This window comes from Sulfitobacter sp. R86518, assembly GCF_042466275.1.
In the GTDB taxonomy this organism is placed as follows: domain Bacteria; phylum Pseudomonadota; class Alphaproteobacteria; order Rhodobacterales; family Rhodobacteraceae; genus Sulfitobacter; species Sulfitobacter pontiacus.
The window spans coordinates 68,929-94,847 of record NZ_JAXHCA010000007.1; the positions used below are offsets into that span (position 1 = coordinate 68,929).

Sequence of the window (25,919 nt, forward strand, 5' to 3'; positions counted from 1 at the left end):
CGTGGACGGGTTTGGCTTGGGCAAACTGCTAGATACGCGACAGATTAAGAAAATGATGTCGTCCTATGTGGGTGAAAACGAAGAATTCATGCGTCAGTATCTGGCAGGCGAGCTTGAAATCGAATTCAACCCCCAAGGTACGCTGGCCGAACGCAGGCGCGCAGGGGGCTGCGGCATCCCCGGTTTTTTCACAAAGACAGGCGTCGGTACAGTCATTGCCGAAGGAAAAGAGGTCGAATCCTTCGATGGCGAGGACTACATTCTCGAAGAGGGTATCTTTGCGGATTTGTCGATCATCAAAGCCTGGAAAGCCGACGACACAGGCAACCTGATTTTTCGCAAGACGGCGCGCAACTTCAACCCACCCGCTGCCATGTGCGGCAAGGTTTGCGTCGCAGAAGTCGAGGAAATCGTGCCGCGCGGGACGCTGGACTCTGACACGATTCACTTGCCCGGCATCTATGTGCATCGCCTTATTCAAGGCACACATGAAAAACGCATCGAACAGCGCACCGTGCGCAAAAGGGAGACTGCATAATGGCTTGGGACCGCAACCAAATGGCCGAACGGGCCGCACAGGAACTGCAAGACGGGATGTACGTCAATCTTGGCATCGGCATCCCCACGCTGGTGGCCAACTATGTCGGCGATATGGACATCACTCTGCAATCTGAAAACGGGATGTTGGGGATGGGACCATTCCCGATTGAAGGCGAAGAAGACGCCGACCTGATCAACGCAGGCAAACAAACGATCACCGAGCTAAACCGCACTTCATATTTCGACAGCGCGACCAGCTTTGGCATGATCCGTGGCGGTAAAATCGCCGCAGCGATCCTTGGCGCGATGGAGGTGGCCGAAAACGGAGATCTGGCCACCTGGATGATCCACGATAAACTGGTCAAAGGCATGGGCGGCGCGATGGATCTTGTTGCAGGTGTCGGCCGTGTGATCGTCGTGATGGATCACACCAACAAACACGGGGAAAGCAAGCTTTTGAAGACATGCACCTTGCCGCTTACTGGTAAAGGTGTCGTCGACCGCATCATCACCAACATGGGCGTTCTTGATGTCGTGGAAGGTGGTCTGAAGTGACCGCGCCGTCTCTTCGAATAGGGGCGCGCGCCCGCTCGCCAATGGATGGACCTAATTTGGAGTTTTGGCTATAATCTGAAAATTAAACTAGCTGTTCCAGTTCGATGATAGTGCTCTTTAACTTCAATCTACTCTTGAATGGGTGGATCTTTAACATAAACTTCATTATGCGTTTTTATACTTAGTGTTGCGATAGTATATTATCGTATGTATGCTGAACTCCTGTCACGGAGGTTTCTCAGCATGCGCCATCCAATCAAGAAGCTCCTCCCCTCGGTCGCAGTCGCTTTGACTGTCAATCGCAGAGTAAAAGTGGGCCAGGTCGCGGCATAAAAAGGGGCCACTGCGTTTGATGTTGTTTTGCGCTTTGGCGCGCGTGCTCTTCACAAAGCTGAAGCGGGCCAAAGCGCATGCTGGCCCTTGGGCCAGCATTTTCCTGTCTTTGATTGTGGGTGGATTATTGAATCGCCCCGGATTTACCGGAGACCTATAGCTTCATTTCACGCGACCATATCGAGCACGTCGTGCTGTGCATAGAAGTTCTGTTCAGCCTCTGCTGGCGGGATGTTTCCGATGGGACCAAGTAGACGCCGGTTGTTGAACCAATCGACCCAGCCGAGGGTGGCCAGTTCCAGATCCTGCATGTTGCGCCACGGTCCTTGGCGATGGACCAGCTCTGTTTTGTAGAGACCGTTAATTGTCTCAGCGAGGGCGTTATCATAGGAATCCCCGACGCTGCCTACCGACGGTTCGATGCCAGCCTCAGCCAAACGCTCGGTGTAACGAATGGACAAATATTGACCGCCGCGATCCGAATGGTGAACCAATCCACTTTTCTGGACCGGCCGTCGGTCATGCAGGGCCTGCTCCAAAGCATCGAGAACAAAGTCCGTTTTGGCGGATCGTGAGACCCGCCATCCGACGATGCGATCAGCAAACGTATCGATGACGAAGGCCACATAGACAAAGCCCTGCCACGTCGACACATACGTAAAATCGCTGACCCAGAGAAGGTTCGGAGCTGGTGCTCGGAACACGCGGTTCACCTTGTCACGCGGACAAGGCGCTGACGTGTCAGGCACGGTTGTTTTGACCACCTTGCCCCGCACAGCCCCACGGATGCCAATCTGTTTCATCAACCGTTGCACCGTGCATCTTGCAACCTCAAAGCCCTCACGTTTCAACTGATGCCAGGCCTTGCGCACCCCGTAGACCTGATAATTCTCATCCCAGACACGTTTGATCTCCGGGCGCAGCTCTGTATCCCGCTGATACCGGGCAGAAGCTTTGGCCGGATCAGCGAGGCATGCCAGACGATGGTAATAAGTTGACGGCGCAATCGGCAACACCCTGCAGATTGACTCGACACCGTAAACAGCCCTTTGATCATCAATGAAGCCGATCATCGCTTGAGTGGGCGGTCGAGTTCCGCCTGCGCAAAATAAGCTGATGCCTTGCGGAGAATTTCATTCGCTTGGCGCAGCTCACGGTTTTCCCGTTCCAGCGTCTTGATGCGATCACGCTCTTCGGTTGTCACTCCGTCGCGCATGCCGCTGTCCTTCTCAGCCTGCTTGACCCATCCGCTCAAGGTTTGGGGAATACAGCCGATCTTGGGTGCAATGGCCGCGATCGCGCCCGCCTGCGTTTCGTAGGAGCCTTGATGCTCGAACACCATTCGGACCGCGCGAGCGCGGACCTCTGGCGAGTAGCGATTTGCCATTTTGCTTTTTGTCATAACCATCATCCTTACTTAAGTTGATGGTCTCCGACAAACTCGGGGCGATTCATATTGTCGGTTTTTGCGACTGTGTTTGAGCCGGTAGCTTTCGCCATTCATCTCGAGGATGTGGACGTGATGGGTCAAACGATCCAGCAACGCGCCAGTCAGGCGTTCTGATCCAAAGACCTCGGTCCATTCATCAAAAGGCAGATTTGAGGTTATGATGACGGATCCGCGTTCGTAGCATTGCGATATGACCTCAAAGAGCAATTCTGCGCCGGATTTGCTGAGGGGCACAAAGCCCAACTCATCAATGATCAAGAGGTTCTGGCTGGTCAGTTGTTTTTGAAGACGCTGCAATCGCCGCTCATCTTGGGCTTCGATCAGATCATGAACCAAGGCTGCCGCCGTTGTGAAGCGTACTTTCAACCCGCGTTGACATGCAGCCAATCCAAGTCCCAAAGCGATGTGCGTCTTGCCCGTGCCTGACGGTCCAAGGGCGATGATGTTTTCCTTGCGATCAACGTAATCACAGCGTGCCAGCTCCATCGTCAGCGGCTTGTTCAAGCTGGGTATGATCTTGAAGTCAAAGCTATCCAAGCTCTTGGTACTGGGGAACTTTGCCGCTTTGATGCGCCGCTCAATCATCCGGCGCTCGCGATCAATCAGTTCCATCTCACACAGCCGTGCCAGGTAGTGCACATGGTCTTTGTTCTCGGCCGCACAAAGCTGCGCTTGTTTGGCATACTCGCCTTGGAACGTTGGCAGTCGCAGCTTTTTGAGATGGTGGTGCAGAAGGATTTGAGGCGCGTCAGTCATGCTGCTGTCCCTCCGATCAAACTCATGTAGCTGGATGGCCGCGTCATGGCGACATTGGCCTTGGGCAGATACGGATAGAACTCTAAATCCAACCTCGGCGGTCGTTTCTCAACCCGGCACAGCACGAGATGCTTTACAGCGTCATAGCCAATTGCACCCAGATCAATGGCATGACTGATTGCGCCCTGTACAACATCCATGTCGAATGTTTCCAACAGACGCAGGACCTGAACGTATTCCCGCTTGCCCGGTTTGCCCATGCGGGCTTCGAGCAGGCGGTGCAGGGTCGCGAAGACGTCCGGCAGTTCCCAACCCTGCAAAGGCGCTGCCTGATCCAAGGCCCCAACCTTCTGCTCAATCAGCGGCAAGAAGTGCAGCGGATCAAAGATCATATCCGCGGATGCGTAAGACCGCTGGTGCCGTGCGATCACCTCATTGCCGCAACCGATCAGTACCTCGTGTACAAAGCCACGCACATGAACGTCATGGTGTGCATAGGCCACCGGTACCGAGTAATCATTGCCTTTGTAGCGCACCATCGAGATCGATGTGGCCCGTGTGCTGACGTGATCGCAGGCTTCATACTCCGCAACGGGCAATCCCATCAGCGCATCCAAATCAGATATCAAGCGCTCGCCGATGGTTTTGTCGTGGCCACGAAGTGTCTCGCCCTGTCGGGCCAGGCACTTCGCTTCAAGGTGCGCATTGAGATCATCAAAGCTGTCAAAGCGTGGCGCGGGCACCATGAAGTTGCGGCGGGTGTAGCCAACCATCCCCTCAACATTGCCTTTATCGTTGCCTCGCGCAGGCCGCCCAAACTTGTCATCAAACAGGTAATGCGATTGCAACTCTGTGAACCGCTGGGTCCGGACGCGGGTTTTGTCCCCCAGAATGCGGGCGACTGCGATCTTCGTGTTGTCGTAAAGAATGGACTGCGGGATGCCGCCAAAAAACGCAAAGGCTGACACGTGGCCGTCACAGAACGCCTCGGTTGTCTCGGCGGGATATCCCTTCACAAACACCGCATCCGAATGGGGCAAGCTCATCACAAAGAAGTGGATCTTGCATTCCACGCCGCCAATCACACCCAGCGTCTCGCCAAAATCTACCTGCGCATGGCCCGGAAGATGCGACAACGGCACAAACACCTCTTTGGTCCGCCGCTTTTGCTCACGAACGTAATAGGTCACCGTCGTTAAGCTGCCCGCATATCCATGTTCGTCGCGCAAACGCTCGAATATGCGCTTTGCTGTGTGTCGCTGCTTTTTGATCAAGGCTTTGTCAGTGCGAAGGATCTCATCGATCACACCAACAAACCCATCAAGCGTCGGGCGGCGTGGCGGTTCTGAACGCTGATAGCCGGGCGGCAGCTCATGGCGCAGCATCTTGGCAATCGTCTTACGATCTTTATTGAAGTAACGCGCGGCCTCCCGCGCTGACATGCCGTCCTTCAAACACGCGCGGCGCACGCGGCTATAAATATCCACAGAATACATCTCCCGCCCTCCGCATAAACGAAGGGCACAAACTGGCGGACTTTTACTCCGCTACAACTGCAAAACGCAGCCGCTTCCGTGGCCCAATATTGCTCCGCGTTTTACAAACAGGGTCCAATGAACCCATCACCATGACAGACGGAAGGTGGGCGGCAGGAAACGCTTACGATGATGCTCGCCGCAAGCTGGATCTCTGGCGATACGATTACAACAACGTCAGACCGCACTCATCACTCGGAAACCAAGCACCTGCTGAAGCGCGCCGTGCGCGTGAGCAATTTGAGGGCACCGCACACGACGCGCTTGCCCAAAATGACGATGAAGAATACGAAATCCAAACCCGCAAACTCTCACTATGAATGAGGGAGCCTCGGGGGGCAGGTCAGTGTCAAAGGCGAGACCGAGTTCATCAATGGCCTATTCGGTAATGTCGCCTAGTTGAGGTACCGACCGACACCAATGCTATTGCCAAAACTAACGCAACAGTCCCATAGTTTGACATCTACGAGACGCGGCGATCATTCGCCTTAGCTTAATAAGATTTTCCTTAAAGCTTTCTTCATCTTTGCGAGCCGGTGCGAGTATTGGGTTGTTGGTCTTTTGAGATCTTCAAGCAGCTCCCGTAGCTCAGGTATCTGGTCAAGCTTTCCCTCTTCCCGTGCGATCTGACAAAGATCCATGATCAGGGGAATTTCTTTTCGGTCATCCAAATCGATAGATCTGAGAAATGAAGCGTCGAAGCTTCCGTCAATGAAGATGTCTGGAGTTTCTCCAAAAACGAGAAACATCGCTTTAGTGCGGAGGCATTTGGAGCACACGCCACAATTTTTTGGCCGAACCTCCCGATTTTTGCAAAATGAAGCGGCATGGATCGCGGTATCATGCTGGGCCACGCTTTTAGCCTTCATCGTCCTTGTTCTATGATCACTTAGACCTGTAAGATAGAAATTGTTCCCCTTGAGGTAGCGGTTTGTCACGTGGTTTGAACCCCACGGAAAGAGGGACATATCCTGCTCCCAATTTGAATCGGTTGCGAAGAGTGCCTTTTCGAACTGTCCGGCAAACAGAAATCCGGCCGCCGCAAGTTGGAGCGACCATGAATAATAGCCGCCGGAAACTCGAGAAATAGCCAATGTTGCATGTTTGTAATTCAATTCATCGAGAAGGGGAGCCACCTGATCCTTCAGCCGCGCAAATTGCTCCGATCTGGTGCTTGAGTAATCAAATCCTTGCACCGTCAAAGCAGTGGTCGCTTGCGCCTGTCGACCCAATTCCAAGAGCATATCCGTGGAATCCAGCCCCCCCGAATAAAAGACGAGATTTCCAAACTTTTCGGCGGGTACCACCTTTGATGCTGAAGCGACATCGACGGGAGAGAATTTGTGAGGCTCCCATAATTCCCACGCCTTGGAAAAATGCCGGATATTTTCAATTGCCAACGCGTCCACGGGGCCGTCGATCTCAATCGTTTCACCGGTTTTCATCGCCCAAGGCAGCATCAACCACGCGGCAAATGTGTGGTCCGTGAGAGGGTCGAGATCTATCCCCTCCACTTGAAAAATGATCGGATCCCCATAACCGGACACTTCAACGATGTTCCCTGACTGCTTAACCGTTACCCGCATATGTTATCTCCGCCTTCGCTCGTTTCAAAACGATTATAGCTGCAATGCAAGTAGACTCTAGGCAGGATTTAAAATGTTTCAGGTCTGCGGATGTCGCGAGGTGTATCTCAAGCGCGCATCAGCCTCACGAACTGACCTCCTGTGATACACATAGAAATAACAAATATTCTAATGCGCGTAAGCAAACCTGTGTAGTCTACCAACATACTGGTCCAATTGAGTTCTTGAATATGGTGTAAAAACCATATTTATGAATGTTCCTCTCTTGGCCAATCTAACTGCTTTCAATGTGGGCAGCCAATGCCGTAATCTCGGTTTCCGCATCTAATGGCTCTACCCCCACAACGGAGTTTAGATCGACGACATAGCCGTTGATGGGTTGGCGAATGCAGGATTTGATCTGATCTGGCTTTACGCCTGCAACGATCATTGCGGCTTCATCCGCGTTCGGACCAGGGGGCAATTCCAATGCGTTCTCCTGGACAAACCCTGCTGTCACAGACGCGACTCGTCGCGCGTATGGCGCGTATAACTTTTTGACAACCACGATCTCCGATACTTGAGGGCCAAGCCCTGCACTTGCTAGTCGACGTGCTGCAATCCAAGTTTCGGCCACCCGACGCGACACTGATTTATCTAAAGCTCTTTCCCAGTCCTGCACAAAGTAGTTACCTATCTTAGAGCCACTCTCACGCGCTTGCATATTATCCGTCGCTTCGGCCGCAGTCGGTTGAACGAACCTCTTGGCGACTTTATGAAGGCAGGTTTGTTTTCCTTGACGGGCATGCAATAATTTCAATCTTTGTTCTGGAAGATAGAAAGCCCATGCACCTGATTGAACCTTGCTGGAAACACCCTCAAAGTCAGTATATTTCAAAGCCCCAAATGAAATTTTAGAATATCTAAGCTTAACGCGTTCGATGATTCGAACCTTTGGGAAAGGCAAGATATCTTGATCGTAAGTGCGCAAGGTGTCCATCCAGTGATTGCTATTCACGATTTTCTCTCATTTTGAGTACACTTCTCTACGACTTCAAACACAAGATTTCTCGAAGCAACAATCTAATTTATCAACTATCCAGCGAAGCATCATTTCTGGCGAAGTTGCAATGCGTGTAAATTCGCAAACAAGCCACCGCGAACAAGAAGTTCTGCTTCTGTGCCTTGATCTTCTGTCTGCCCCTGATTTAAAACGATGATCTGGTCAGCGCGCGCAACCACTGACATATGGTGAGCGATTACCAGCACCGTGCGTCCTTTGGATAACGTCTCGATTGCATCCTGTACCTGAGCTTCGAGCGCGGCATCTAGGGCTGACGTGGCCTCGTCTAGCAACAGAATTGGCGCGTCGCGCAGCAAGGCGCGCGCGATCGCGATGCGCTGTCGTTGCCCCCCTGACAAGTTCGATCCACGCGGCCCTGCTGGCGTTTCCAAACCAACTGGCATTGCATCAATGAATTCAGACGCATGCGCCGCTTCAATCGCCTCGCGCAAGACATCCTCTGGAACATCTTTCCGACCTACCAAGATGTTTTCCCGGATGGTTTCATCAAACAATAGCAAATCTTGGCTGACAACCGAAAACAAGGACCTCAGGTCAGGAAGGTCCATCTTGGATATGTCTTGATCGCCTATCGTTATGCGGCCGGAATCTACCTCGACAAGCCGGGTCAGCAGGTTAAAGATAGAGCTCTTTCCCGCACCGGAGGCACCGACCAAAGCCGTCATTTTCCCAGCCTCAGCTGAAAAAGTGAGACCACGAAGAACTTCAGCATCACCGTAGGAAAGATCGACATTCTCAAAACGAATTGTCGTGTCCTGCAAGTCGGGCTTTACCACTGGAGACGAATTCCCACTGATAGAGGGGCGCAAATCAAAGAGCTGAAACACACGCTCGAGGCTGGCGGCGGCAATTTGCCAGGTACCGGTCAGCGAGCCCAACCGCCGCAACGGCTGAAAAGCCAAAGTCATAGCGGCGAAAAAAGACATGAAATCGCCAACGGTCTTTTCGCCGGCAATGATTTCGCTTCCCCCGTACACTATGACGCAGAAAAAACCCAAGCCCGTGGCGATGTCGATGACGCCGGGCATCATGCCGGATGTTCCGGTCATCTTGACCTGAGCTTTAACGAAAGCACTGGTCAGCGAGGCGTATCGTCGATGCTGATACGCCTCCAGCGCATTGAGCTTAACCGACGTGACTCCGTGGAAAATCTCATCCAGCCTAGTAACACGCGCAGCAGCTATATCGCGCAGCGACGCGCTTTTCTTTCGGAGGTAACGTTGCAGCATCAGGTTCGGTAAGATCAACAATGGCGTGCCGATGAGGGCGACCATCGTCCAGATCGGATCAACCATGAGTGCAACAGTGAAGAGTGATAACAGCGATATGGCGTCTCGTCCGGCACCAGTGATCAAAGCGGACCAGATGTTTTGCGTAGCACGAGTGTCGGACGATATGCGCGAGATCAAAACACCTGGCGAGGTGGCCTGAAAGAACGAATTATCCAACGTAAGCACGTGTTTGAGCAAATCGGTCTGCATCTCAGCGCTAGTTTTGTTCGACACCTTTGCCATGATGAACTTTTGCGCCACCCCGGTCGTCGCGCGCAACACGAACAACCCGAAAATACCCAAGCCGACCCACCAGATAGCATCCGCCTGTCCTCCGACAAACACCAGATCAAAGGTCGGTTTGAGCATCCATGACAATACGCCCAGAGTGCTGCCTTCTATCACCATCAAGACAGAAGCCAAGACGATGGGCACCGTATGCTTGCGTAGGTATGACCGCCACAAGCGGCCAAACATCTCGCCATTTCCATAAACAGGATTTAATCGCTTTGACTTTGCCAAATGAAGGTCGCCTCAATGAATGATATTATTGGTCTGACGGTTAATCTAGTCCGTTTCAGGCTAAATATCTAGCTGTTGCAGCGGACAAAGGGGGTTGCTACAAAAAAACTCCCAATCCATTTTTTTTGACAAAAGAGACAGATATGGTGGCAACTCAATCTAGCATCAAAGCGATGCGGTTTTCCTAAGGCAGAATTTTGTCATGAAAAAGCATCGCGCGGAAAAATTTTGGAACTACGCCATTCGTTTCACTGCGCCTCCACCCTCCGGGTTGACGCTGGCAACGGACATGCATCCAGGCGGCACAATTGACGTGGACGTCTGTATTGTGACGAACTGCGCGTTTCCAGGAGGCAATGCTGCCACAACCATTACCGAACTGCAGGCATTGAAGGCGGCAGGTTTGAAAGTACTGATTGTACATTGCAGTATGCGTAGATCTCGATGGAAATGGCGTTGGATTGCCGAGCGTTTTTTGCCGGTCCAAGAATATGTCGCATCCAGCACCGACATTGACTCGATTAAATGCAAATCTTTGATTGTGCGCGGGCCAAGAATGACCATGTCTAGCGCTTTCCAAAAACTGGCATCGAAGATCAAACCTGAGCATGCGATCTTTGTCGTCAACAATTCCGCTTGGAACGAAGATGGGCGCCCTATTTTTTCCTGGCCAGACCTGCATCGCCGCGTCGATTCATTGCCTTGGCGGCGCAAGGAGGTCTGCCCAACAGGCCCGATCATCAGAGCTGAATCGGCGCGCGACAGCGAAGGCACGGATGCACCCGACACATTATCGACGCGTGACTGGCCTCCTGTACTGGATGAAGACGCCTTCGACTTCGCTCCGCGCACGACAATGCAAGAGCCGATCATCATTGGTCGACACGCCCGAGACCATTTTGGAAAGTGGCTCGAAGATCCCGAAGACTTGCTAGCTGTCTATCCGGCAGACGATCCGGTGCTCCGGGTCAGTATTCTCGGTGGCGCAGATACTGTAGGCAAAATTCTTGGTAAAATACCCAACGAATGGGATGTGTTGCCGTTCGGGCTGGCCGGCGTACAGGATTATTTGGCAACTTTAGATGTATTTGTGAATTTTCCCTCAGCCGAAAGACACGAGGCCTTCGGGCGTACCATCGTAGAGGCTATCCTCTCTGGTCTGCCGGTTATTTTGCCCCCCCGTTTCAAGGCGACGTTCGGCGATCTGGCGTTTTACTGTGGCCCCGAAGAGGTGCGTGGCGTGATCGAGAGATTGGCCTCTGATGACAAAGGGCGTTTGGCACATGTTACGGCATGCCGTGATTTAGCCGCGTCACTCTATTGCGCCCCCAGCCTAGTGCGCCGTCTGCGCGAAGGGACGAACGTGGCGCAGCCGAGCCTCGAATCAAGCCAAAAAGCTTGGCGCGCTGGAATTATGGCTCAACCGTAGCGTTGCTTTAGCCCTTCCAGTATGACGGCACGGTCCGTGTCTGACATTTGATCAAAGCTTTGGACGCAGAAGGACGCGAAAGCGTTGTCATTCAAGCGGTCCATCATTTCGACAAGAGATGCACCGGTCGGCCGCCCGGGTCGAACATAGCCAACATCGTGCGGCGGCTCCATCCGTGCGCCAGCTGCCATCTCAAGATGGTTTGACAACCCGATCGGCGATACTTGCGCCGCAGATCGAAAGCGATGACCCGCCTGCGCCCGTATCGGTGCCGGATCTCCAGCATAATATGTCGCCAGTGTTGATCGCCGCATTGGATGGGGCTGGTGCTCTGCCAGCAGGTAGGTGTCGGTCCGCCCCGTCAGCCGCGCCGCGTCCCGCTGCGCGGCAGCGTAACCCGGTCGATCGCGGCGCAACCTCGATTTCAGCCACTGCAACATAGGATTGGGAAAGCGGCGCAACGCTGCACGCAAAATCGGAACGTCGCCATCAAAGTAGTCCTCCGGTCGCATCGGTCGTCCGACGAAAATGTCGTCGTTCAGGTACAGAAAATGCTCGGCCAGTCCGGGAATTCGGTGGATCATCGTCTCGATCGAGCGGGACGAAAAAACCGGCAGCAAGTCCGCGTGTTCGCCAAAAACATCACGATGATCTACGATCCGAACCTTTTCCTGATCCTCTAAAACCGACCTTAGAATGTCCGGATACTGCTCGTCGGTGACAACATGAATATGACGGACGAACGGGCAAAAATGCAAAAGGGACAACACGGCGAAACGAACTTCGCCCGAACTGAAAAAACGGGTCTGCGACTTGGCATCCGCGTGAACTGAACCATCGGCAAAGCGGTCGCGTCGGGCCCGATGTGCTGGATCTGCCCCGTCAACCCAAGTGATAACCGCGTCAATCATCGAAACGACCTTGCCGAGTTGAATGCGCATCGTCTCCGATGTGTCGAATTCGGCATGGGTTGGGGACCTCTCGCAACAGCTTTTGGTATATGGCGATCAATGCGTCAGCCGTGTTCTCGAGCGTGAAGTAACAGTGGACATGGGCGCAAGCGTCGGTGCCGTGATGTAAGGCGGTAGCGGGTCGCGGCAGAGAGGTAACACCATCGGTGGATGTCGCGACAAACGCGCCGGTTCTTGCAATCGCGCACCGTGTATTAACTGAACACTTGCGCTGATAAGTAGGCCTGAAAATCCGCTTCAGGTTTCTGCGCTTAAGGTGTGCAAGAGTGAGGCCCAACACCATCTCGGTGTTGCGTCGCGCCTGCCAGCCACGCAGAGAGTGTGGCGCTGTTGCTGGCAGATCTGGACCCGTCGATAGAATTGCGGCCTTGCGAACCGGCAGTTGTGCAAACCTTGCAATCGTCGTGGTCACGCCCAGCAAACGGCCCTCGAGGTTTGGAGCAAGGATGACAGGATTGAACATAGACTTCGGAACGGCCTTGAATAGGAGAGGAGCGCAGGGGCGCGGCAAAAGGAAAGCAGACTTTCTGCTGAATCTTGATTTTATGCACTCTAGACATTTCAGCATCCCTATGTCAAATATCGAACGGTAATGAAGCGCGCTGGAATCTTTAACGATACGTCAGTCACTGGGCACTACGGTTGCACCGCTGTCATGCATACCGTGATATCTGAATTGTCTGCCCGCGGGATTGAACCTGCCTATCTTTGGCCAGTCGCTGTGGATTGGCATGATCACGCGGCTCTGTTGCGCAAGCTGGAACCCGATATCATCGTCGTTAATGGCGAGGGCACGATTTACCATTCATCTGATCGCAAACGGACACGCGATCTTGTTGATTTGGCCCATTACGCCAAGAATAGGGGGCTACCTGCGCACCTGATAAACGCTTCGGTCAGCGCGCTGGACGACACGGCACTCGATGCGCTGCGCGCTTTTGATACAATCCATGTTCGGGAAAGCGAAAGCTTGTCCTATTTGGAAAGTCACAATATTGAGGCACATGTCGTCCCTGACCTTTCGCTGGGTCTAAAATCGCCGCCAAGCGCAGTTGCTAGGTCCGGCATCGTGATCACCGACAGCGTGCTGAAAGAGACGGCCCAAGCACTTCAACGATTTGCGTCCTGCGTAGATGGGTACCACGAGCGAATGAAGCCGCGTCTCTCACGTCTCGACAAAATGCGCGACAGGATGACCAAGACTTTGCGCGGCAGCCCTGAGACTTGTCGCTGGCGTGCGCGCAGCAGTCCATTGGCTTTCGCGGAACGACTGTCTCAAAGCAGTTTGGTTGTCACAGGCCGGTTTCACAGCGTTCTACTGGCAATCCTGACAGAAACCCCATTCGTCGCACTGCCATCCAATACGCGTAAGATCGAAGCGGTTTTGATAGACGTATTTGGTGACACGGCACGGCTGCTCAATCCTGAGGATCTCAACGATCCCGGTTTCGCCGACCGTGCGCGCAATGGTATGCCGTTCAGCGAAAGTGAGCGCGCCGCCCTTAATCGGTACCGTGATCACGCCGCTGTGGCGCGCAGCGCGATGTTTGATCATATCGCCCAAACAGTCGGCTTTTAATGGATCAAGTTTGGTCAATCCGCTACGCCCGACGGCTTTTTCGCGACCATTTGGCCATGCAGCGCTGGTGGCCACGGGGGCCCTCACTTTTGAGTGCTGAAGCGTTCCGTGGACGCCGCATCATCCTCATTGGCCCGGCCGACACCGTGCTTGAGGATCTGGCCGATACTAATGTGGATGATTATGATTATGTGATCAGATTCAACAACGGAATTGAATTGTCTAAGCGGCATCCCGAAATAATGGGATGCCGGACCGATATATTGTTCCATAACCTGCGAGAAACAGGCGAACGCAGCGCGGGTGCTATTCCAGGGTCTTATTTGAACGAAAATGGGGTAAAACTGGTTGTTTACCCTCACTGGCGAACGTCGAGGCTACGCAATTTATATCTTAAAAAACGCGCTGTTCTTGCGCGTGAGGGCGGTCCGCCAATCAAATTGCTGCCTCCGCTCGAAATGAGACAGCTACGGGCTGATCTGGGTGATCGCGCTCCAACTATCGGCACTTGCGCATCGCTCTTTTTTCTCGCTAGTCCCGCTGCCGAAGTCGCCCTGCACGGGTTCACCTTTTTTGAGACCGCCTATGTTCTGGGCTACAATGGTGCCGTAAAAAATGCGGCCGATGCGCGTGCATGGGTCGATCAAGGAGGGGCCCACGAGCCGCTATCGGAAAAAACTCTACTTCGGCACCGCCTTAAGGAATCTGATGTCGCCAAAGTAGTTCTTGGCACTAATGTGCGGCGTTATCTTTACGCCGACCGTTGATTGCTGCCTTTTCTTGACGAATTAAAAGCATCATTTGCGATCTACCGTTATCCGCGCTGATAAACTGTCGTTCAGCGCCTGTGTCATAGTTTGCGCATCGCTGTGAGCGAATTAGCACCTCAAGCACGACATCAAAGTTCAGCCCGTCCGATCGACGGATACCGTAAAGAGGTATCAGCTAGACGTTGTAACGCGATGCTAACTCTTCTGCAGAATGCGCTGTATTGGCAGGATTTTCCATAAAATTTAAGCAAGGTGCGCGAAAAACATGCTGATCAAACGCGACTGTTGCACTGTTTAGGTGAGGCCGGGTTGGGGCGATGTAGGATTCCCGGATCATGCGTCGGCAAACAACTGACTGATGAATTTTATCTCCCCTCGTACGCCTGGTTGCTTGTGATGGATGTTGCCGCGTTTGATAGTTCTGATCGTCTCAATCCGGTATTGCCAAGTTGTTCGCTACAGATTTTGAGGGATTGAAGAAGGGTAGATCATGCCGCCATTTCGGCTGTGTAATCGGCCAAGAAGCTGAACGCATCTGAGCGGGCGTGGCGGTATGAAATTGCTGTGATTTGGTAACGACGAGGGCGAAAGATCAGGTTGATCCGGTCATGCGCGGATAGAAAGCTCTGAGCTTGGCAGTGGGATTTGACCGGCCCATTATTTTCTCCGGTTTTCGGGTCGACCGGTGCGACACCTCGATCGCGTTGTTTAAGCCTTTGTGAGCGAGATGATCAGTGTCTGGGACCAGCGACTTAATCGGTTTGATGTAGCTGCGCAACTTGTCCGTGATGACGACCCTGGGTTCGCCAAACTTGGTAACCAGCCCTTTGAAGAACCGCTTTGCAGCCTTGGCGTTTCGGAGCGTTTGAACGAGAATGTCGAGCGCGTCGCCATTTGCATCGATCCCGCGTCATAGCCAGTGCTTTTTGCCGCGGATCGTGATCACGACTTCGTCCAAGTGCCACTTGTCGTTCGGCCGTGGTCGATCCCGGCGGATGCAATCTGAAAAGTGTAGACCAAAACGATTTACCCAGAGCCGGACCGTTTCCCGGCTGACAATCACACCCCGGACAGCCAACAGGGCTTCAACACCCGCCGTGCTTAGAGCTAACCGGTGGTACGCCCAGACCGCGTAAGCAATTACCTCACGAGGATAACGGAAGCCCTTTAGGCGTGGCATATCAATTGAAATATTCATTACAGAAAGAAAGCCAAATCAAACGCGACAAACAACTTGGCAATACCCTTTGGCGTGATGGCCGTCATCCGTTGGTCCATCCGGAAAGGTCCTCCACCTGGGTCATGGCTTGCCAAGATGCTGGCTCGCAAGCCTCGTATGCTGGTGGCGACTGCACTAGCAAACAAACTTGCCCGTACTGTTTGGGCGTTAACAACCACAAAAAAGAACGATCGAATTCCACCGCTGGCTGCATAAGCTTTGCACCATGCGCTGGAGTAAACCGGCAATGTGAGAAGGGCGAAGGAGAGTAAGGAACAACGGGCATAAGACGGGGTTGGGAAAACCAAACAGAAGCCAAGAGCCACATGTTCGCGTCAACGATTCGGACCCGATCCACGGACATCATACAGACCAGCGGTGTTTGAAAGCCGCATTCAAGGGCCGGACACACGACTGCACAAATCACTTATTCCAAGCAATCTGAAAAACCTCACATTGAAAGGGCATCCACACACGGTTTTTACAATCCGCGACGCCGACACTCAACACTGGGCTGGAAAGGTCCGGTCGCATTAGAACGGAAGGTGGCCTAAACGAGCATTTGGGGCGGCACGAAAGAGCGAAAGGTCCACACGCAAGCGATGCACAATTATCACATGCGCCGCATATACATTAAATCAACCATAAGGTGTCCTTGCGAAGCGCCCGATAAACTGAAAATTAACACTGGTTAACGATAATCCTTAAAGGAATTCCAAATGAAGACTTCTATCTACGGAGCTGCGCTAGCTGTGCTCGTTTCGAGCCCAGTACTGGCGGGTGATCTGGTCGCCCCAGTGATGGAACAACCCGTAATTGCCGCTGAGCAGCCTGTCTTTCAGACATGGACTGGTGGCTACATCGGTGGCAACATTAACTACGGTTTTGGCTCGCTTGATGCGAACGATGACTTGGCTTCGATTTTGACTACCAACGGATTTAGCGACAATCTCTCCGAGCCCAACGGTGTATCCGGTGCACTGCGCGCAGGCTACGATTGGCAGTTCGGCCGCGGGCTGTTCGGTCTCGGGGCTGAGTATAATTTCGGATCATACGACGGTGACGGCGAAGGCATTTTGGCAGGTTCCGGCGTAGACGTCGAAATCCAAGATATGGCGACCATCTTTGCGCGTGGTGGTTATCTTGTGAAAGATAACTTCCTTGCATACGGTTTGTTGGGCTACAGCCAAGCCGAAGGCGAAGTTTCCCTTGGTGGAGATAGCGTATCCGAGGATCTTGATGGCGTAACTATTGGTTTCGGCGGTGAATACATGTTCACCGAAAACTGGACCGGGTACGCAGAGTATAGCTACACAGACTTTGGTGATGTTGATAACACTGAGGGCCAGCTTGAAGCTGATCTTCAACAAATCAAGTTCGGTGTGAACTACCGCTTCTAAACTTTAGACCTCCAAAATCCCAAGTTTGAGCTGCTACCTAGATAAACTGGGTAGCAGTTTTTTTTATATCCGGTGGCTATTGAGCATTCCCACCGCAACGACTTCAGCCGGACGGGCTTTAGGCTTTTGCTCTAGGTGATGAAACATTGGCTGCGTATCAGTTGGGGATGGATGCTTTCATGGTCTCCCTTAAAAAAAGGCATACTTTTCATCTTAAAGCCCAGCTGCCTTGGTCATATTAACCCGAAACCGGTCACGCCGTCGCTGGTAGCGCCGTGTCATCTCGGCTGAGGCATGACCGAGATGCTTTTGCACATAACGCTCGTCGACTTCGGCGCTGGAGGCGAGGCCGGCACGCAGACTGTGACCCGAATAAAGGGCCACACGCTCTGCATCAGGCAAGTCGCTACGTAGGCCAGCAGCAAGAACTGTTTGTTTGATCAGCCGTGCCACATGCCTATCGGACAAGCGCGCATCAAGAGCGCGGGTGCCATCACGCGTGGTGCGCACAAAGATCGGGCCAAAGTTGATACGTGCAAAGTGCAACCATTGCTCGATAGCGTGCACGGGACAGGTTTGATCAGTTGATCCCCGGCCAATCTCGACCTCTCGCCAGCCTGTCTTGGACCTGTCGCGGTTTGATGCCGCTCCTTTGATAGCATCTACTGCAACAAAGGAGACTAACTATGGGACTGAAACGCACAGATGAATTCCGCGCTGATGCGGTGCGTATCGCGCTAACCTGTTGATTGTCACCGAGAACTGACCCGGCAACTGTAGAAATTGTCATTGAGAATTGACCCATGTGCAACCTTGCCCCTGCTTGAATCAGCTGGGAGCTATTGGAGTGTTAGACATGGGATTTCTGAGGATTATTCGGAAATGGGCTCTGCGAGACAAGATGCCCATCCGCGAGATTGCGCGCCGGACAGGGGTGTCTCGCAACACGATCAAGAAGTATCTGCGGACAGGGATAGTTGAGCCCGAGTTCCAGATTTTGAACCGACCGAGCAAGTTGGACCCTTATGCTGATAAGCTGACAGGCTGGTTGCTGTCTGAGCAGCGTAAATCACGGAAGGAACGGCGAACGGCCAAGCAGCCTCTCGTGACATTGCCTTTGGCAATGCACTGTCAGCCAGTGGATGCATGCGGATCTGGTTCAGCTCGGTTTTGATGGTTCATATGAGCGTGTCGCGGCCTTCGTGCGGAACTGGAAGGGCGAACGACAGCGTGCTCAACATACGACTGACCGTGGTGTTTTCGTGCCGTTGGTCTTTCAGCCAGGCGAGGCGTTCCAATTCGATTGGAGCGAGGACTGGGCCTATGTCGGGGGCGAGCGCCTCAAGCTTCAGGTCGCCCATATCAAGCTGTCACACAGCCGCGCATTTCTGGTCCGGGCCTATCGGCTGCAAACGCATGAGATGCTGTTCGATGCCCACTGGCATGGCTTTCGGGTGTTTGAGGGTGTTCCGGGGCGTGGCGTCTATGACAACATGAAGACAGCCGTCGACCGGATTGGCGTCGGAAAGAAGCGCGATGTAAACGCACGGTTCCTTGCGATGACCAGCCATTATGTCTTTAACCCTGAGTTCTGCAATCCCGCGGCAGGGTGGGAGAAAGGTCAGGTTGAGAAGAATGTGCGCGACGCCCGCCATCGGCTTTGGCAACTCATGCCCGCCTTTCCGAACCTCAATGCGCTGAATGAATGGCTGGAGGAGCGCTGCAATCTTCTGTGGACCGAGACACCGCATGGCAGATTGCCTGGCAATATTGCGGATGTCTGGGACGCCGAGAAGGCCGCGCTGATGCCACTGCCCAAAATGTTTGACGGCTTTGTCGAGCAGAGCAAGCGGGTATCCCCCACTTGTCTGATAGCATTCGACCGTAATCGCTACTCAGTGCCTGCCAGCTTTGCGAACCGCCCTGTCAGTCTCCGCATCTATCCTGAACGGCTGGTCATCGTCGCCGAAGGCCATGTGGTCTGCACGCATGGGCGCATTATTGAACGCTCACACCGTCAGCCAGGGCGCGTTATTTATGACTGGCACCATTATCTGGCGGTGGTTCAACGCAAACCCGGCGCGCTGCGCAACGGGGCACCCTTCGTTGAGATGCCAGAAGGGTTCCGGAAGCTGCAGGATCATATGTTGCGTAGGCCAGGCGGTGACCGCGAGATGGTCGACGTCCTGTCCTTGGTGCTCCACCATGACGAACAGGCCGTGCTTTGCGCGGTGGAAATGGCGCTGGAGGCGGGCGTGCCAACAAAAACCCATGTATTGAACCTACTTCACAGGCTGGTGGATGGCGCACCGGTAGACCAACCCGATGTGACCCCGCCTGCGGCCCTTTCTTTGAATAAGGAGCCCGAGGCCAATGTCGCACGATATGACGGGCTACGCACTACAGGAGGAACACGTCATGCGTCATGATCCCGCCGGCGCTGCCATCGTCATTATGATGCGCAGCCTGAAGATGCCGGGCATGGCACAGGCCGTGCAGGACCTGCATGAGCAGGGATCGCCCGCTTTCGATGCAGCGATCCCCATGTTGTCGCAGCTGCTTAAGGCCGAAATAGCTGAACGTGAGGTGCGCTCCATCGCCTACCACATGAAGGCAGCACGCTTTCCGGCATACAAAGACATCTCTGGCTTCGACTTTGGTGCCAGCGAAGTCCGTGAAGCTTTGGTCCGCCAACTTCACCGATGCGAGTTCATGGAGGCGGCTGAGAATGTAGTGCTGATCGGGGGCCCTGGAACGGGAAAATCACATGTCGCTACCGCCCTCGGCATTCAAGCAATCGAGCATCATCGCAAGCGTGTGCGCTTCTTCTCCACGGTCGAGTTGGTCAATGCGTTGGAGCAGGAAAAGGCCCAAGGCAAGGCAGGAAAGATCGCCGAGGTGCTGGTGAAAGCTGATTTGGTGATCTTGGATGAGCTGGGATATCTGCCGTTCAGCGCTTCGGGTGGCGCGTTGCTGTTCCACCTTCTGAGTAAACTCTACGAGCGCACCAGCGTCGTTATCACAACCAACCTGAGCTTTAGCGAATGGGCCAGCGTGTTCGATGATGCCAAGATGACCACCGCGCTCCTCGACCGCCTCACACATCGTTGCCACATTCTCGAGACCGGCAATGACAGCTATCGGTTCAAGGCCAGCTCGGCGACAGCCAAACAAACACGAAAGGAGAAAGCGGCATTGACGCCATCATAAAGCAAAGAACATAACAACTGGGTGGGTCAAGTCTCGGTGACAATGCTGGGTCAGTTCTCAGTGACAATCAACAGTCAATGACGAGAATTACACCCTATTTTAGAAGCTCACCGTTAGCAGTCATTCGTCTAGGTGCAGCGAACGTCCGGTTTCCGCCCTACATGTCGGTCGACACGAACGGCCCTAACCGGACTTGGCCATGCACAACCGTCGCTTCGTCGCGGCCCCTCAGACCGGTCATTCGCTGCATGTGCAAAATCTGGATGGGGTCGAACTCACAGTGTGCGGACGAACCTGCCGTTCTCATAGGGCACGGGAATGACTGGTCCCAGCCCAAAACGGCTGTGGCACTTCGGGGATGAATTGACAAAGCCGACGTTCATAGTGTTGTTTGTCAGTGACGGCAATGCGGACTTTGCCGCCGTTTGCTTCGCAGCGAGTGCTCGCGCAGCATTCCCATGCGAACGCAGCACAGGACTTTCAGCGGTGCAGCAATTTGCACCAAACCTGCCATTGGATCGTGTAACGCCGGATGGAATCCAAAACGACATTTCGCTGCGGCTTGCCCCAACAATCAAGGCGGTGGGACTTTGCTCCCGTTGGCTACGGCTGCATGAATGGCTGCTTTAAAGGAAAAGAGGCATGGGATGCCTCTTGTGGCGTCCGGTGAAGATTGGAACCTAGGGAAAAGTTAAGTGATTGATATAGAATCAATTTGTTCAGGTTGTCCTAAATGAATTGGAGCCTATTTCGGGCAAGACTGGAACCCGCCATTTTGTAGTCAAATTCCATCTAAGATTTTATGCCGTTGACCAAGGTCCATATGAATAGCCCCTAGTTTCCTAGACACCTTCTTGGTTCACATTGCGCTGTCTGTTTTCGAAGTCGCACCATCTGCGCTTCTGTAAGCCAATAAAGATTGCTCATCTGTCCCCCAAATCATTGGGGTTCGTGAATCATGACACCAACCCAGCATCAAGTCGATTAATAGGTCCTGAACCTAGAAATCCCTCTTCGGAGGAGCTCGACGGCGCGCATCGCCACTTGCCTGCGTTCGGTCGTTGGGCCAGAGTGAACCGCTCCGCCAATCATACGTAACAGCAACACGATATCAGAGGGGGCAATGTCGGGGTCGACGCTCTTGTCTTGCTTTGCAATGGCCAGCGGTGTCTCAAATATCCCGACCAACTTTTTGTGACGGATCGCCAATTGGTCGCTGTCGATATCTGCCGCATCCCAAATGGCGTGGCTCACTTCATTTTCCACCACTTTGACGGCAGCCTCTGCCAGAAGGTCCCAAAAGTCATCAGAATGAAGGTCGAGTTCATCAAGAGCCTCATCGACAAGGGCTAGAAACAACGCTTGTCGATTTGGGAAGTTTCGATAAAGCGTGGCGCGGCCGACATTCGCGCGTTCGCGGACAAGTTCCAACGGAGCCGTGACACCAAATTCAGAAAATACAAGCTTAGCGGCGGCCAATAGGCGTTCGCGGTTTTTTTGCGCATCAGGGCGTTGTTTCATTGGGCGCGGGTGCTCCTATAATTCTAACGCAGATACGGACAAAAGTGTCCATTTGTCAATTGACAAATGGACACTTTTGTCCGTATTGGGCTGAGAGGAATGAGTACAACGTGATTTCCGTGAAAAAGCACAATGCCCAAGAGCGATGAGCGTTTAGAAAGCCTGAGACATGTCAAATGAGACCTCCCCACCCCCGTCAAACCCCAGCAAACCAGTAGCGCAGGATATGCCCACTGACACTGGGCCAGAAATTGCAGAACCCGAAAGCAAGAAACCGATTTTTCTAGTGCTGGCCATAGTCTTGGTTCTCTTGTCGGGGATCGTGACGTGGACTGTTGCCTCGGATCATTATGCACCGGGCAGTTCGCGGGGGATCGTTTCAGCCAGCGTTGTGCAAGTAGCACCACGCGTTTCCGGGCGGATTATTGCGATTGAAGTACATGACAATGCCATTCTGGACACGGGGGATGCGATGTTTCGCATTGATCCCAGACCGTTTGAATTGGCGGTAGAACGGGCGCAGGCGTCTTTGGCACAGGTGGTGCAGGGGGTTGATGCGTCAAGCGCGCAAATCGAGGCGGCCCAGGCCCAGATTGCCCAAGCGCGCGCCAATGCAGACACGGCCCGAACCAGCGCAGAACGCTCTGCCGCCCTTTTTGAACGGGGCATCGTTTCGGGTGCGGCGCGTGATCAGGCGCAGGCAAACCTTGCCGCCGCTGAGGCAGCACTGCATGCCGCTCAGGCCACTGCCGAAAGCGCGCGGTTACAGCTTGGAGCCGCCGGCGAGGGTAATCCACAAATTCGCGCCGCCGAACTCGCTTTGGAAGTGGCGGAATATGACTTGCTAAGCACAGTGGCGCGCGCGCCCGGCCCCGGCGTTGTGACCAATGTGCACTTGGGGCTGGGGCAGTTTGTTGGTACAGGGTCGCCGACCATGACTTTTATCGACGGCGAAGCAGTCTGGATCACGGCGGACTTGCGTGAAAACCAGCTTGTTAATGTGCAGCCAAATGATCGAGTTACGTTGGTGTTTGATGCGATACCAGGGCAGATTTTTGAAGGCCATGTTGAAAGCCTTGGCTGGGGGATAAATCCCGGTCGCTCTGAGGTTGGCGGCCTGCCGGTCAACACCCCAATCAGCCAGTGGTTTGAGCCAGCGCGCAAAATGCCGGTTCGGATTGTGCTTGAAGGAACCACTCATACTTGGCCGCGGCAAGCCCGTTTGGGGGGGAAGGTAAATGTTCTCATTCACCCTGACGGTGGCACCCATTTTGTCACCCGCACAGCCGCATTTTTCCAGCGCATCGGCAGCTGGACCACCGCATTATACTAAGGCCCCGAGATGTATATAGCTCCCCGCCCTCGCTCTGCTGACGATCCTAATTTTCCTATTCGGCTCGGGCTGACGGTTGTTGCAGGGTTTTTGGCAATGGCTTGGCTACAGCCAACTTTGGCGCCGATCTGTGTCGCCTTGCCGATCGGGCTGATTGCGGGGCTGCGCAAGGCCTTTGATCCGGCGCGCGCGATTGGCGGGGCGGTGGCTTTTGCGGTGGTGGTCTGGCTGATGGCGGGGATCGTTGCCATCACACGCCATGTGCCCGCTGCGATGTTGTTGGTGATGTTCATGTTCTATTTTGTCGGCTTTTATTTCACCCGCAGAACTGGCAGCGCTTTTGGGATGCTCTTGCTGATTGCGGCCTCCCTGATGTCGATTGTCGGGATGAAAAATCCGGTGATGTTGAATATTTTTCGCGACGGTTTTCTTCTAGGCTGTGGTGTTGCGGCGGTCACAATTCCCACGCTTTACCTGCTGGTGCCTGCGAAAACGAAAGAAAAACACGTCGACGCCCCGCGGGCCGCGGCGGGGCATCATGGTGGTGGTGCCTTGATCCGTGCTGTGGTTTTAACCGGGCTGTGTTTCTGGCTATACGCAGTTTTGCCAGTCTCGGATATGATCCTAGCGATTGCGGCTGTCTTTCCACTAATTTTCCCGACTCAAGATGAGGCCTTTGCAGAAGCCGCCGAGCGGAGTTGGGCTACTTTGATAGGCGGGATTGTCGCGCTGGTTGTATTGGCACTATACGGGTTTTCGGCGCATTTCGAGGTTTTGCTGGTGTTGATGTTTACAGTCGGCTGGGGTTTTGGTGTTGCGATGATGCGCGGGCGGATGTCGGCGTCGGTCTACCAGTTTGGCCTGTCCGTTGCTGCGGTTTTGGTGGCAACGGCCCTGACAACAAGCAACCCTGAGGTCGCAATGGTCCAACGAGTGTTTTTGACCTTGATCGGAACGCTCGGCGCTTCAATCGCGGTTGCAGTGTTGGATTGGCTACTCTTGGCACCAGCATCCCATGAAGATGGCTATAGCCCCCACCCCGCGATCCAACGCAAGAAGTTCAATCGTGAATATGACATTTAGTCTGATTGGGGATGTTACTACTCAATTTTCGTGGGTTTCCGCTATGTTTGTATCTCGTGCTCTTCAATGTTGGGCAACTCTCTTAAGACCGCTGTATGGTGCAGCGTGAAATCAGGCACACGGCAATACCGCTACACAGAGTTTCAAGATCGGGAAGAAGGATTCTGGATCGATATTTAATCCACAAAGAAATTTGCCCTTAACCGGCCATTTGCACGTACTGCAGCAGATGGCAGCTTCCCGCCCATTCTGTGGAAAAACAACGTGTTGCTGGCGCAGAAAGTAGTTCGTTGAACGGGGTGCAAGCGCCTTTCTGATCAGGCTTTGCGCGTTTGCTGCGGTGCAGGAAAGATCTTTGCGAGTTTGCGGAGGTTCTGGGCGGTGGCGGCGAGGAGGAATTCGTCGTTTGCGCCGCATGGCCCACGTAATCGGAGCCGTCCCAGGCCAAGGATGCGCTTGAGGTGGGCGAAGAGCATTTCGACCTTCTTGCGCAACTTCATCGAGATGTCGTACTGACGGGTCTTGGCGATGTCGCGGGCAATCTGGCGGGCGTCTTCGTGTTCTTCGCGGTTGATCTTGCGCGCATCGGCATTGGGGCAGCATTTGGCCTTGGATGGACAGACCTGACAGACCTCTTTCAAAGCACGGTATCGTGCGGTCCCTTTTCCGGTCGGTCCTTCTGTTTGGGTCGGAATAATTGCGACGGAACTGCTTGAGTTCCTGCCCCTCGGGGCAAATGTATTGATCGTTCTCGGCATCCCATTCAAAGTCTGCCCGGGTCAACGTCCCATCATTTCGTCCGGACTTGTCGAAGACCGGAATGTGCGGCGCGATCTTGCGGTCTCCCAGCCAGCCCAACATTGGCCCCGTGCCGTAGGCCGTGTCCGCGATCAGGCGTTCGGGATGCAGATCAAACTTGTCCTTCACACGCTTCAGCATCGTTTTTGTTGATCCGACCTCGGCCTGCCGGATTGAGCGGGTTGCTTCGACATCAACAATGACGCCGTGATCCGTGTCGATCAGGTAATTATCGGAATAGCTAAAGAAAGCAGGGCCTTTGCGTGCCGCCGTCCATTGGCTTGCCGGATCAGAATGGGAGGTGAACTTCGGCTGCACCTCGCTCGCCGCGCCAAACGCTGCTTCATCCAGCGTTTCGAGATACTCGCGAACCGCGCGGGGTGCATCTGTCGGATCGATGGTTGTCGTGTCCCACTCTTCCTTCGGCGTTGAGTTCTGCTTGTTCGCGTCCGCCTCAATCAGGCTGGCATCAATTGCCAGGCGCTGGCCACTGACCAGACCTTCTTCGATGCACCTTGCAACGGTCATCTCAAACAGATGGCGCAGTAACTTGCTCTCCCTGAAACGCCCGTGCCGGTTCTTCGAAAAGGTAGAATGGTCAGGCACGCGGTTGGTCAAATCCAGACGGCAAAACCACCGATACGCCAGATTCAGATGCACTTCCTCACACAGACGCCGCTCGGACCGGATGCCAAAGCAATACCCCACCAGCAGCATCCGGATCAGCAGTTCGGGATCGACGGACGGGCGACCGGTGTGGCTGTAGAAGTCCGCCAAATGGGCTCGGATGCCGTTTAGGTCGACGAACCGATCAATCGACCGCAGCAGGTGGTCTTGGGGAACATGATCCTCCAGGGAGAACTCGTAGAACAGCGCTGCCTGCGCTTCTTGCTTCGGTCCCATCATCAACAGCCCCGCCCCGCAGGACCCATTGAATCAGCGACTTAGGCTTCGATCAAGGAAGAGTTTTTCAACAAAATACGCCCTCCCCGACA

Annotated in this window: 16 protein-coding genes, 8 pseudogenes and 1 other annotated feature; of the genes and pseudogenes, 13 read left to right on the plus strand and 11 right to left on the minus strand. The window is 53.8% G+C overall.

Translation table 11 applies throughout. The features are described from left to right. Position 1: 1 nt before the first annotated feature. Both SJY36_RS17340 and SJY36_RS17345 read left to right on the plus strand, forming a co-directional pair. Positions 2-538 (plus strand): annotated as a pseudogene (locus SJY36_RS17340) (CoA transferase subunit A); the annotation flags it as partial. Further along, positions 538-1,092 (plus strand): annotated as a pseudogene (locus tag SJY36_RS17345) (3-oxoacid CoA-transferase subunit B); the annotation flags it as partial. The pseudogenes SJY36_RS17340 and SJY36_RS17345, both read left to right, overlap by 1 nt. A gap of 503 nt (positions 1,093-1,595) precedes the next feature. Here the strand turns inward: SJY36_RS17345 and SJY36_RS17350 are convergent. The 3 genes from SJY36_RS17350 to istA (SJY36_RS17360) form a co-directional block, all read right to left on the minus strand. Next, positions 1,596-2,830 (minus strand): IS3 family transposase gene (locus SJY36_RS17350; RefSeq protein ID WP_386172136.1). Its coding sequence is split into 2 segments (ribosomal slippage): positions 1,596-2,536 and positions 2,536-2,830, totalling 1,236 coding nucleotides; the frame shifts between segments, so codons are not numbered across the junction. Then, positions 2,427-2,543: a sequence feature (AL1L pseudoknot), on the minus strand. It overlaps the preceding gene by 117 nt. A 15-nt stretch (positions 2,831-2,845) precedes the next feature. Next, positions 2,846-3,634 (minus strand): IS21-like element helper ATPase IstB, encoded by a 789-nt coding sequence (istB, locus tag SJY36_RS17355; protein WP_386176728.1) that lies wholly within the window; start codon positions 3,632-3,634, stop codon positions 2,846-2,848. After that, positions 3,631-5,130 (minus strand): IS21 family transposase, encoded by a 1,500-nt coding sequence (gene istA, locus SJY36_RS17360; RefSeq protein WP_286699790.1) that lies wholly within the window; start codon positions 5,128-5,130, stop codon positions 3,631-3,633. The genes istB (SJY36_RS17355) and istA (SJY36_RS17360) overlap by 4 nt, the downstream gene beginning before the upstream one ends. Before the next feature lie 158 nt (positions 5,131-5,288). Between istA (SJY36_RS17360) and SJY36_RS17365 the strand changes: the two are divergent. Then, a pseudogene (locus tag SJY36_RS17365) lies at positions 5,289-5,489 on the plus strand (integrase core domain-containing protein); the annotation flags it as partial. 168 nt (positions 5,490-5,657) lie between these two features. Here SJY36_RS17365 and SJY36_RS17370 read toward each other — a convergent pair. From SJY36_RS17370 to SJY36_RS17380, 3 genes are all read right to left on the minus strand, one after another. Next, the gene (locus SJY36_RS17370; protein WP_386176729.1) at positions 5,658-6,755 is read right to left on the minus strand and encodes a hypothetical protein; all 1,098 of its coding nucleotides are present in this window, start codon (positions 6,753-6,755) and stop codon (positions 5,658-5,660) included. 274 nt (positions 6,756-7,029) lie between these two features. Beyond that, the gene (locus tag SJY36_RS17375; RefSeq protein ID WP_386176730.1) at positions 7,030-7,734 is read right to left on the minus strand and encodes a hypothetical protein; all 705 of its coding nucleotides are present in this window, start codon (positions 7,732-7,734) and stop codon (positions 7,030-7,032) included. A 110-nt stretch (positions 7,735-7,844) separates the two neighbouring features. After that, on the minus strand, positions 7,845-9,566 hold the full coding sequence (locus tag SJY36_RS17380) for an ABC transporter ATP-binding protein (protein ID WP_386176751.1): 1,722 nt from the start codon (positions 9,564-9,566) through the stop codon (positions 7,845-7,847). Between the two features lie 247 nt (positions 9,567-9,813). Between SJY36_RS17380 and SJY36_RS17385 the strand changes: the two genes are divergently transcribed. Continuing rightward, positions 9,814-11,040, plus strand: coding sequence for a glycosyltransferase (locus tag SJY36_RS17385; protein WP_386176731.1), 1,227 nt, complete (start codon positions 9,814-9,816; stop codon positions 11,038-11,040). Here SJY36_RS17385 and SJY36_RS17390 read toward each other — a convergent pair. Next, complete coding sequence (locus SJY36_RS17390) at positions 11,031-11,981, minus strand: stealth family protein (RefSeq protein ID WP_386176732.1); 951 nt, start codon at positions 11,979-11,981, stop codon at positions 11,031-11,033. The genes SJY36_RS17385 and SJY36_RS17390 overlap by 10 nt on opposite strands. A gap of 622 nt (positions 11,982-12,603) precedes the next feature. Here SJY36_RS17390 and SJY36_RS17395 point away from each other — a divergent pair. Continuing rightward, entirely contained in the window at positions 12,604-13,590 is a 987-nt protein-coding gene (locus SJY36_RS17395; RefSeq protein ID WP_386176733.1) for a polysaccharide pyruvyl transferase family protein, read from the plus strand. Then, positions 13,590-14,357, plus strand: coding sequence for a hypothetical protein (locus tag SJY36_RS17400; RefSeq protein WP_386176734.1), 768 nt, complete (start codon positions 13,590-13,592; stop codon positions 14,355-14,357). Before SJY36_RS17395 ends, SJY36_RS17400 begins: the two co-directional genes overlap by 1 nt. Positions 14,358-14,848: 491 nt before the next feature. On the opposite strand, the pseudogene SJY36_RS17405 reads toward SJY36_RS17400, so the two are convergent. Next, a pseudogene (locus tag SJY36_RS17405) lies at positions 14,849-15,558 on the minus strand (IS6 family transposase). Positions 15,559-15,657: 99 nt separating this feature from the next. On the opposite strand from SJY36_RS17405, the pseudogene SJY36_RS17410 reads away from it, so the two are divergent. Together SJY36_RS17410 and SJY36_RS17415 are read left to right on the plus strand one after the other, a co-directional pair. Next, a pseudogene (locus tag SJY36_RS17410) lies at positions 15,658-15,795 on the plus strand (IS110 family transposase); the annotation flags it as partial. Between the two features lie 503 nt (positions 15,796-16,298). After that, complete coding sequence (locus SJY36_RS17415; protein WP_386176735.1) at positions 16,299-16,979, plus strand: outer membrane protein; 681 nt, start codon at positions 16,299-16,301, stop codon at positions 16,977-16,979. Between the two features lie 213 nt (positions 16,980-17,192). Here the strand turns inward: SJY36_RS17415 and SJY36_RS17420 are convergent. Further along, positions 17,193-17,606 (minus strand): annotated as a pseudogene (locus SJY36_RS17420) (tyrosine-type recombinase/integrase); the annotation flags it as partial. Positions 17,607-17,835: 229 nt separating this feature from the next. Between SJY36_RS17420 and istA (SJY36_RS17425) the strand changes: the two are divergent. From istA (SJY36_RS17425) to SJY36_RS17435, 3 genes and pseudogenes are all read left to right on the plus strand, one after another. Further along, positions 17,836-19,408, plus strand: a pseudogene (gene istA / locus SJY36_RS17425) (IS21 family transposase). Next, on the plus strand, positions 19,398-20,189 hold the full coding sequence (gene istB, locus SJY36_RS17430; protein WP_386176736.1) for an IS21-like element helper ATPase IstB: 792 nt from the start codon (positions 19,398-19,400) through the stop codon (positions 20,187-20,189). The pseudogene istA (SJY36_RS17425) and the gene istB (SJY36_RS17430) overlap by 11 nt, the downstream one beginning before the upstream one ends. A 318-nt stretch (positions 20,190-20,507) precedes the next feature. Next, positions 20,508-20,819, plus strand: coding sequence for a hypothetical protein (locus tag SJY36_RS17435; RefSeq protein ID WP_386176737.1), 312 nt, complete (start codon positions 20,508-20,510; stop codon positions 20,817-20,819). A gap of 354 nt (positions 20,820-21,173) precedes the next feature. Here the strand turns inward: SJY36_RS17435 and SJY36_RS17440 are convergent, their stop codons facing one another. After that, the gene (locus SJY36_RS17440) at positions 21,174-21,710 is read right to left on the minus strand and encodes a TetR/AcrR family transcriptional regulator (RefSeq protein ID WP_050527171.1); all 537 of its coding nucleotides are present in this window, start codon (positions 21,708-21,710) and stop codon (positions 21,174-21,176) included. 286 nt (positions 21,711-21,996) lie between these two features. Here SJY36_RS17440 and SJY36_RS17445 point away from each other — a divergent pair, with 286 nt between their 5' ends. Next, positions 21,997-23,043, plus strand: a complete 1,047-nt coding sequence (locus SJY36_RS17445; RefSeq protein ID WP_386176738.1) for an HlyD family secretion protein — start codon at positions 21,997-21,999, stop codon at positions 23,041-23,043. A gap of 204 nt (positions 23,044-23,247) precedes the next feature. Continuing rightward, on the plus strand, positions 23,248-24,126 hold the full coding sequence (locus SJY36_RS17450) for an FUSC family protein (protein WP_386176739.1): 879 nt from the start codon (positions 23,248-23,250) through the stop codon (positions 24,124-24,126). Positions 24,127-24,443: 317 nt separating this feature from the next. Here SJY36_RS17450 and SJY36_RS17455 read toward each other — a convergent pair. Then, positions 24,444-25,830 (minus strand): annotated as a pseudogene (locus SJY36_RS17455) (IS1182 family transposase). Positions 25,831-25,919: the final 89 nt, after the last annotated feature.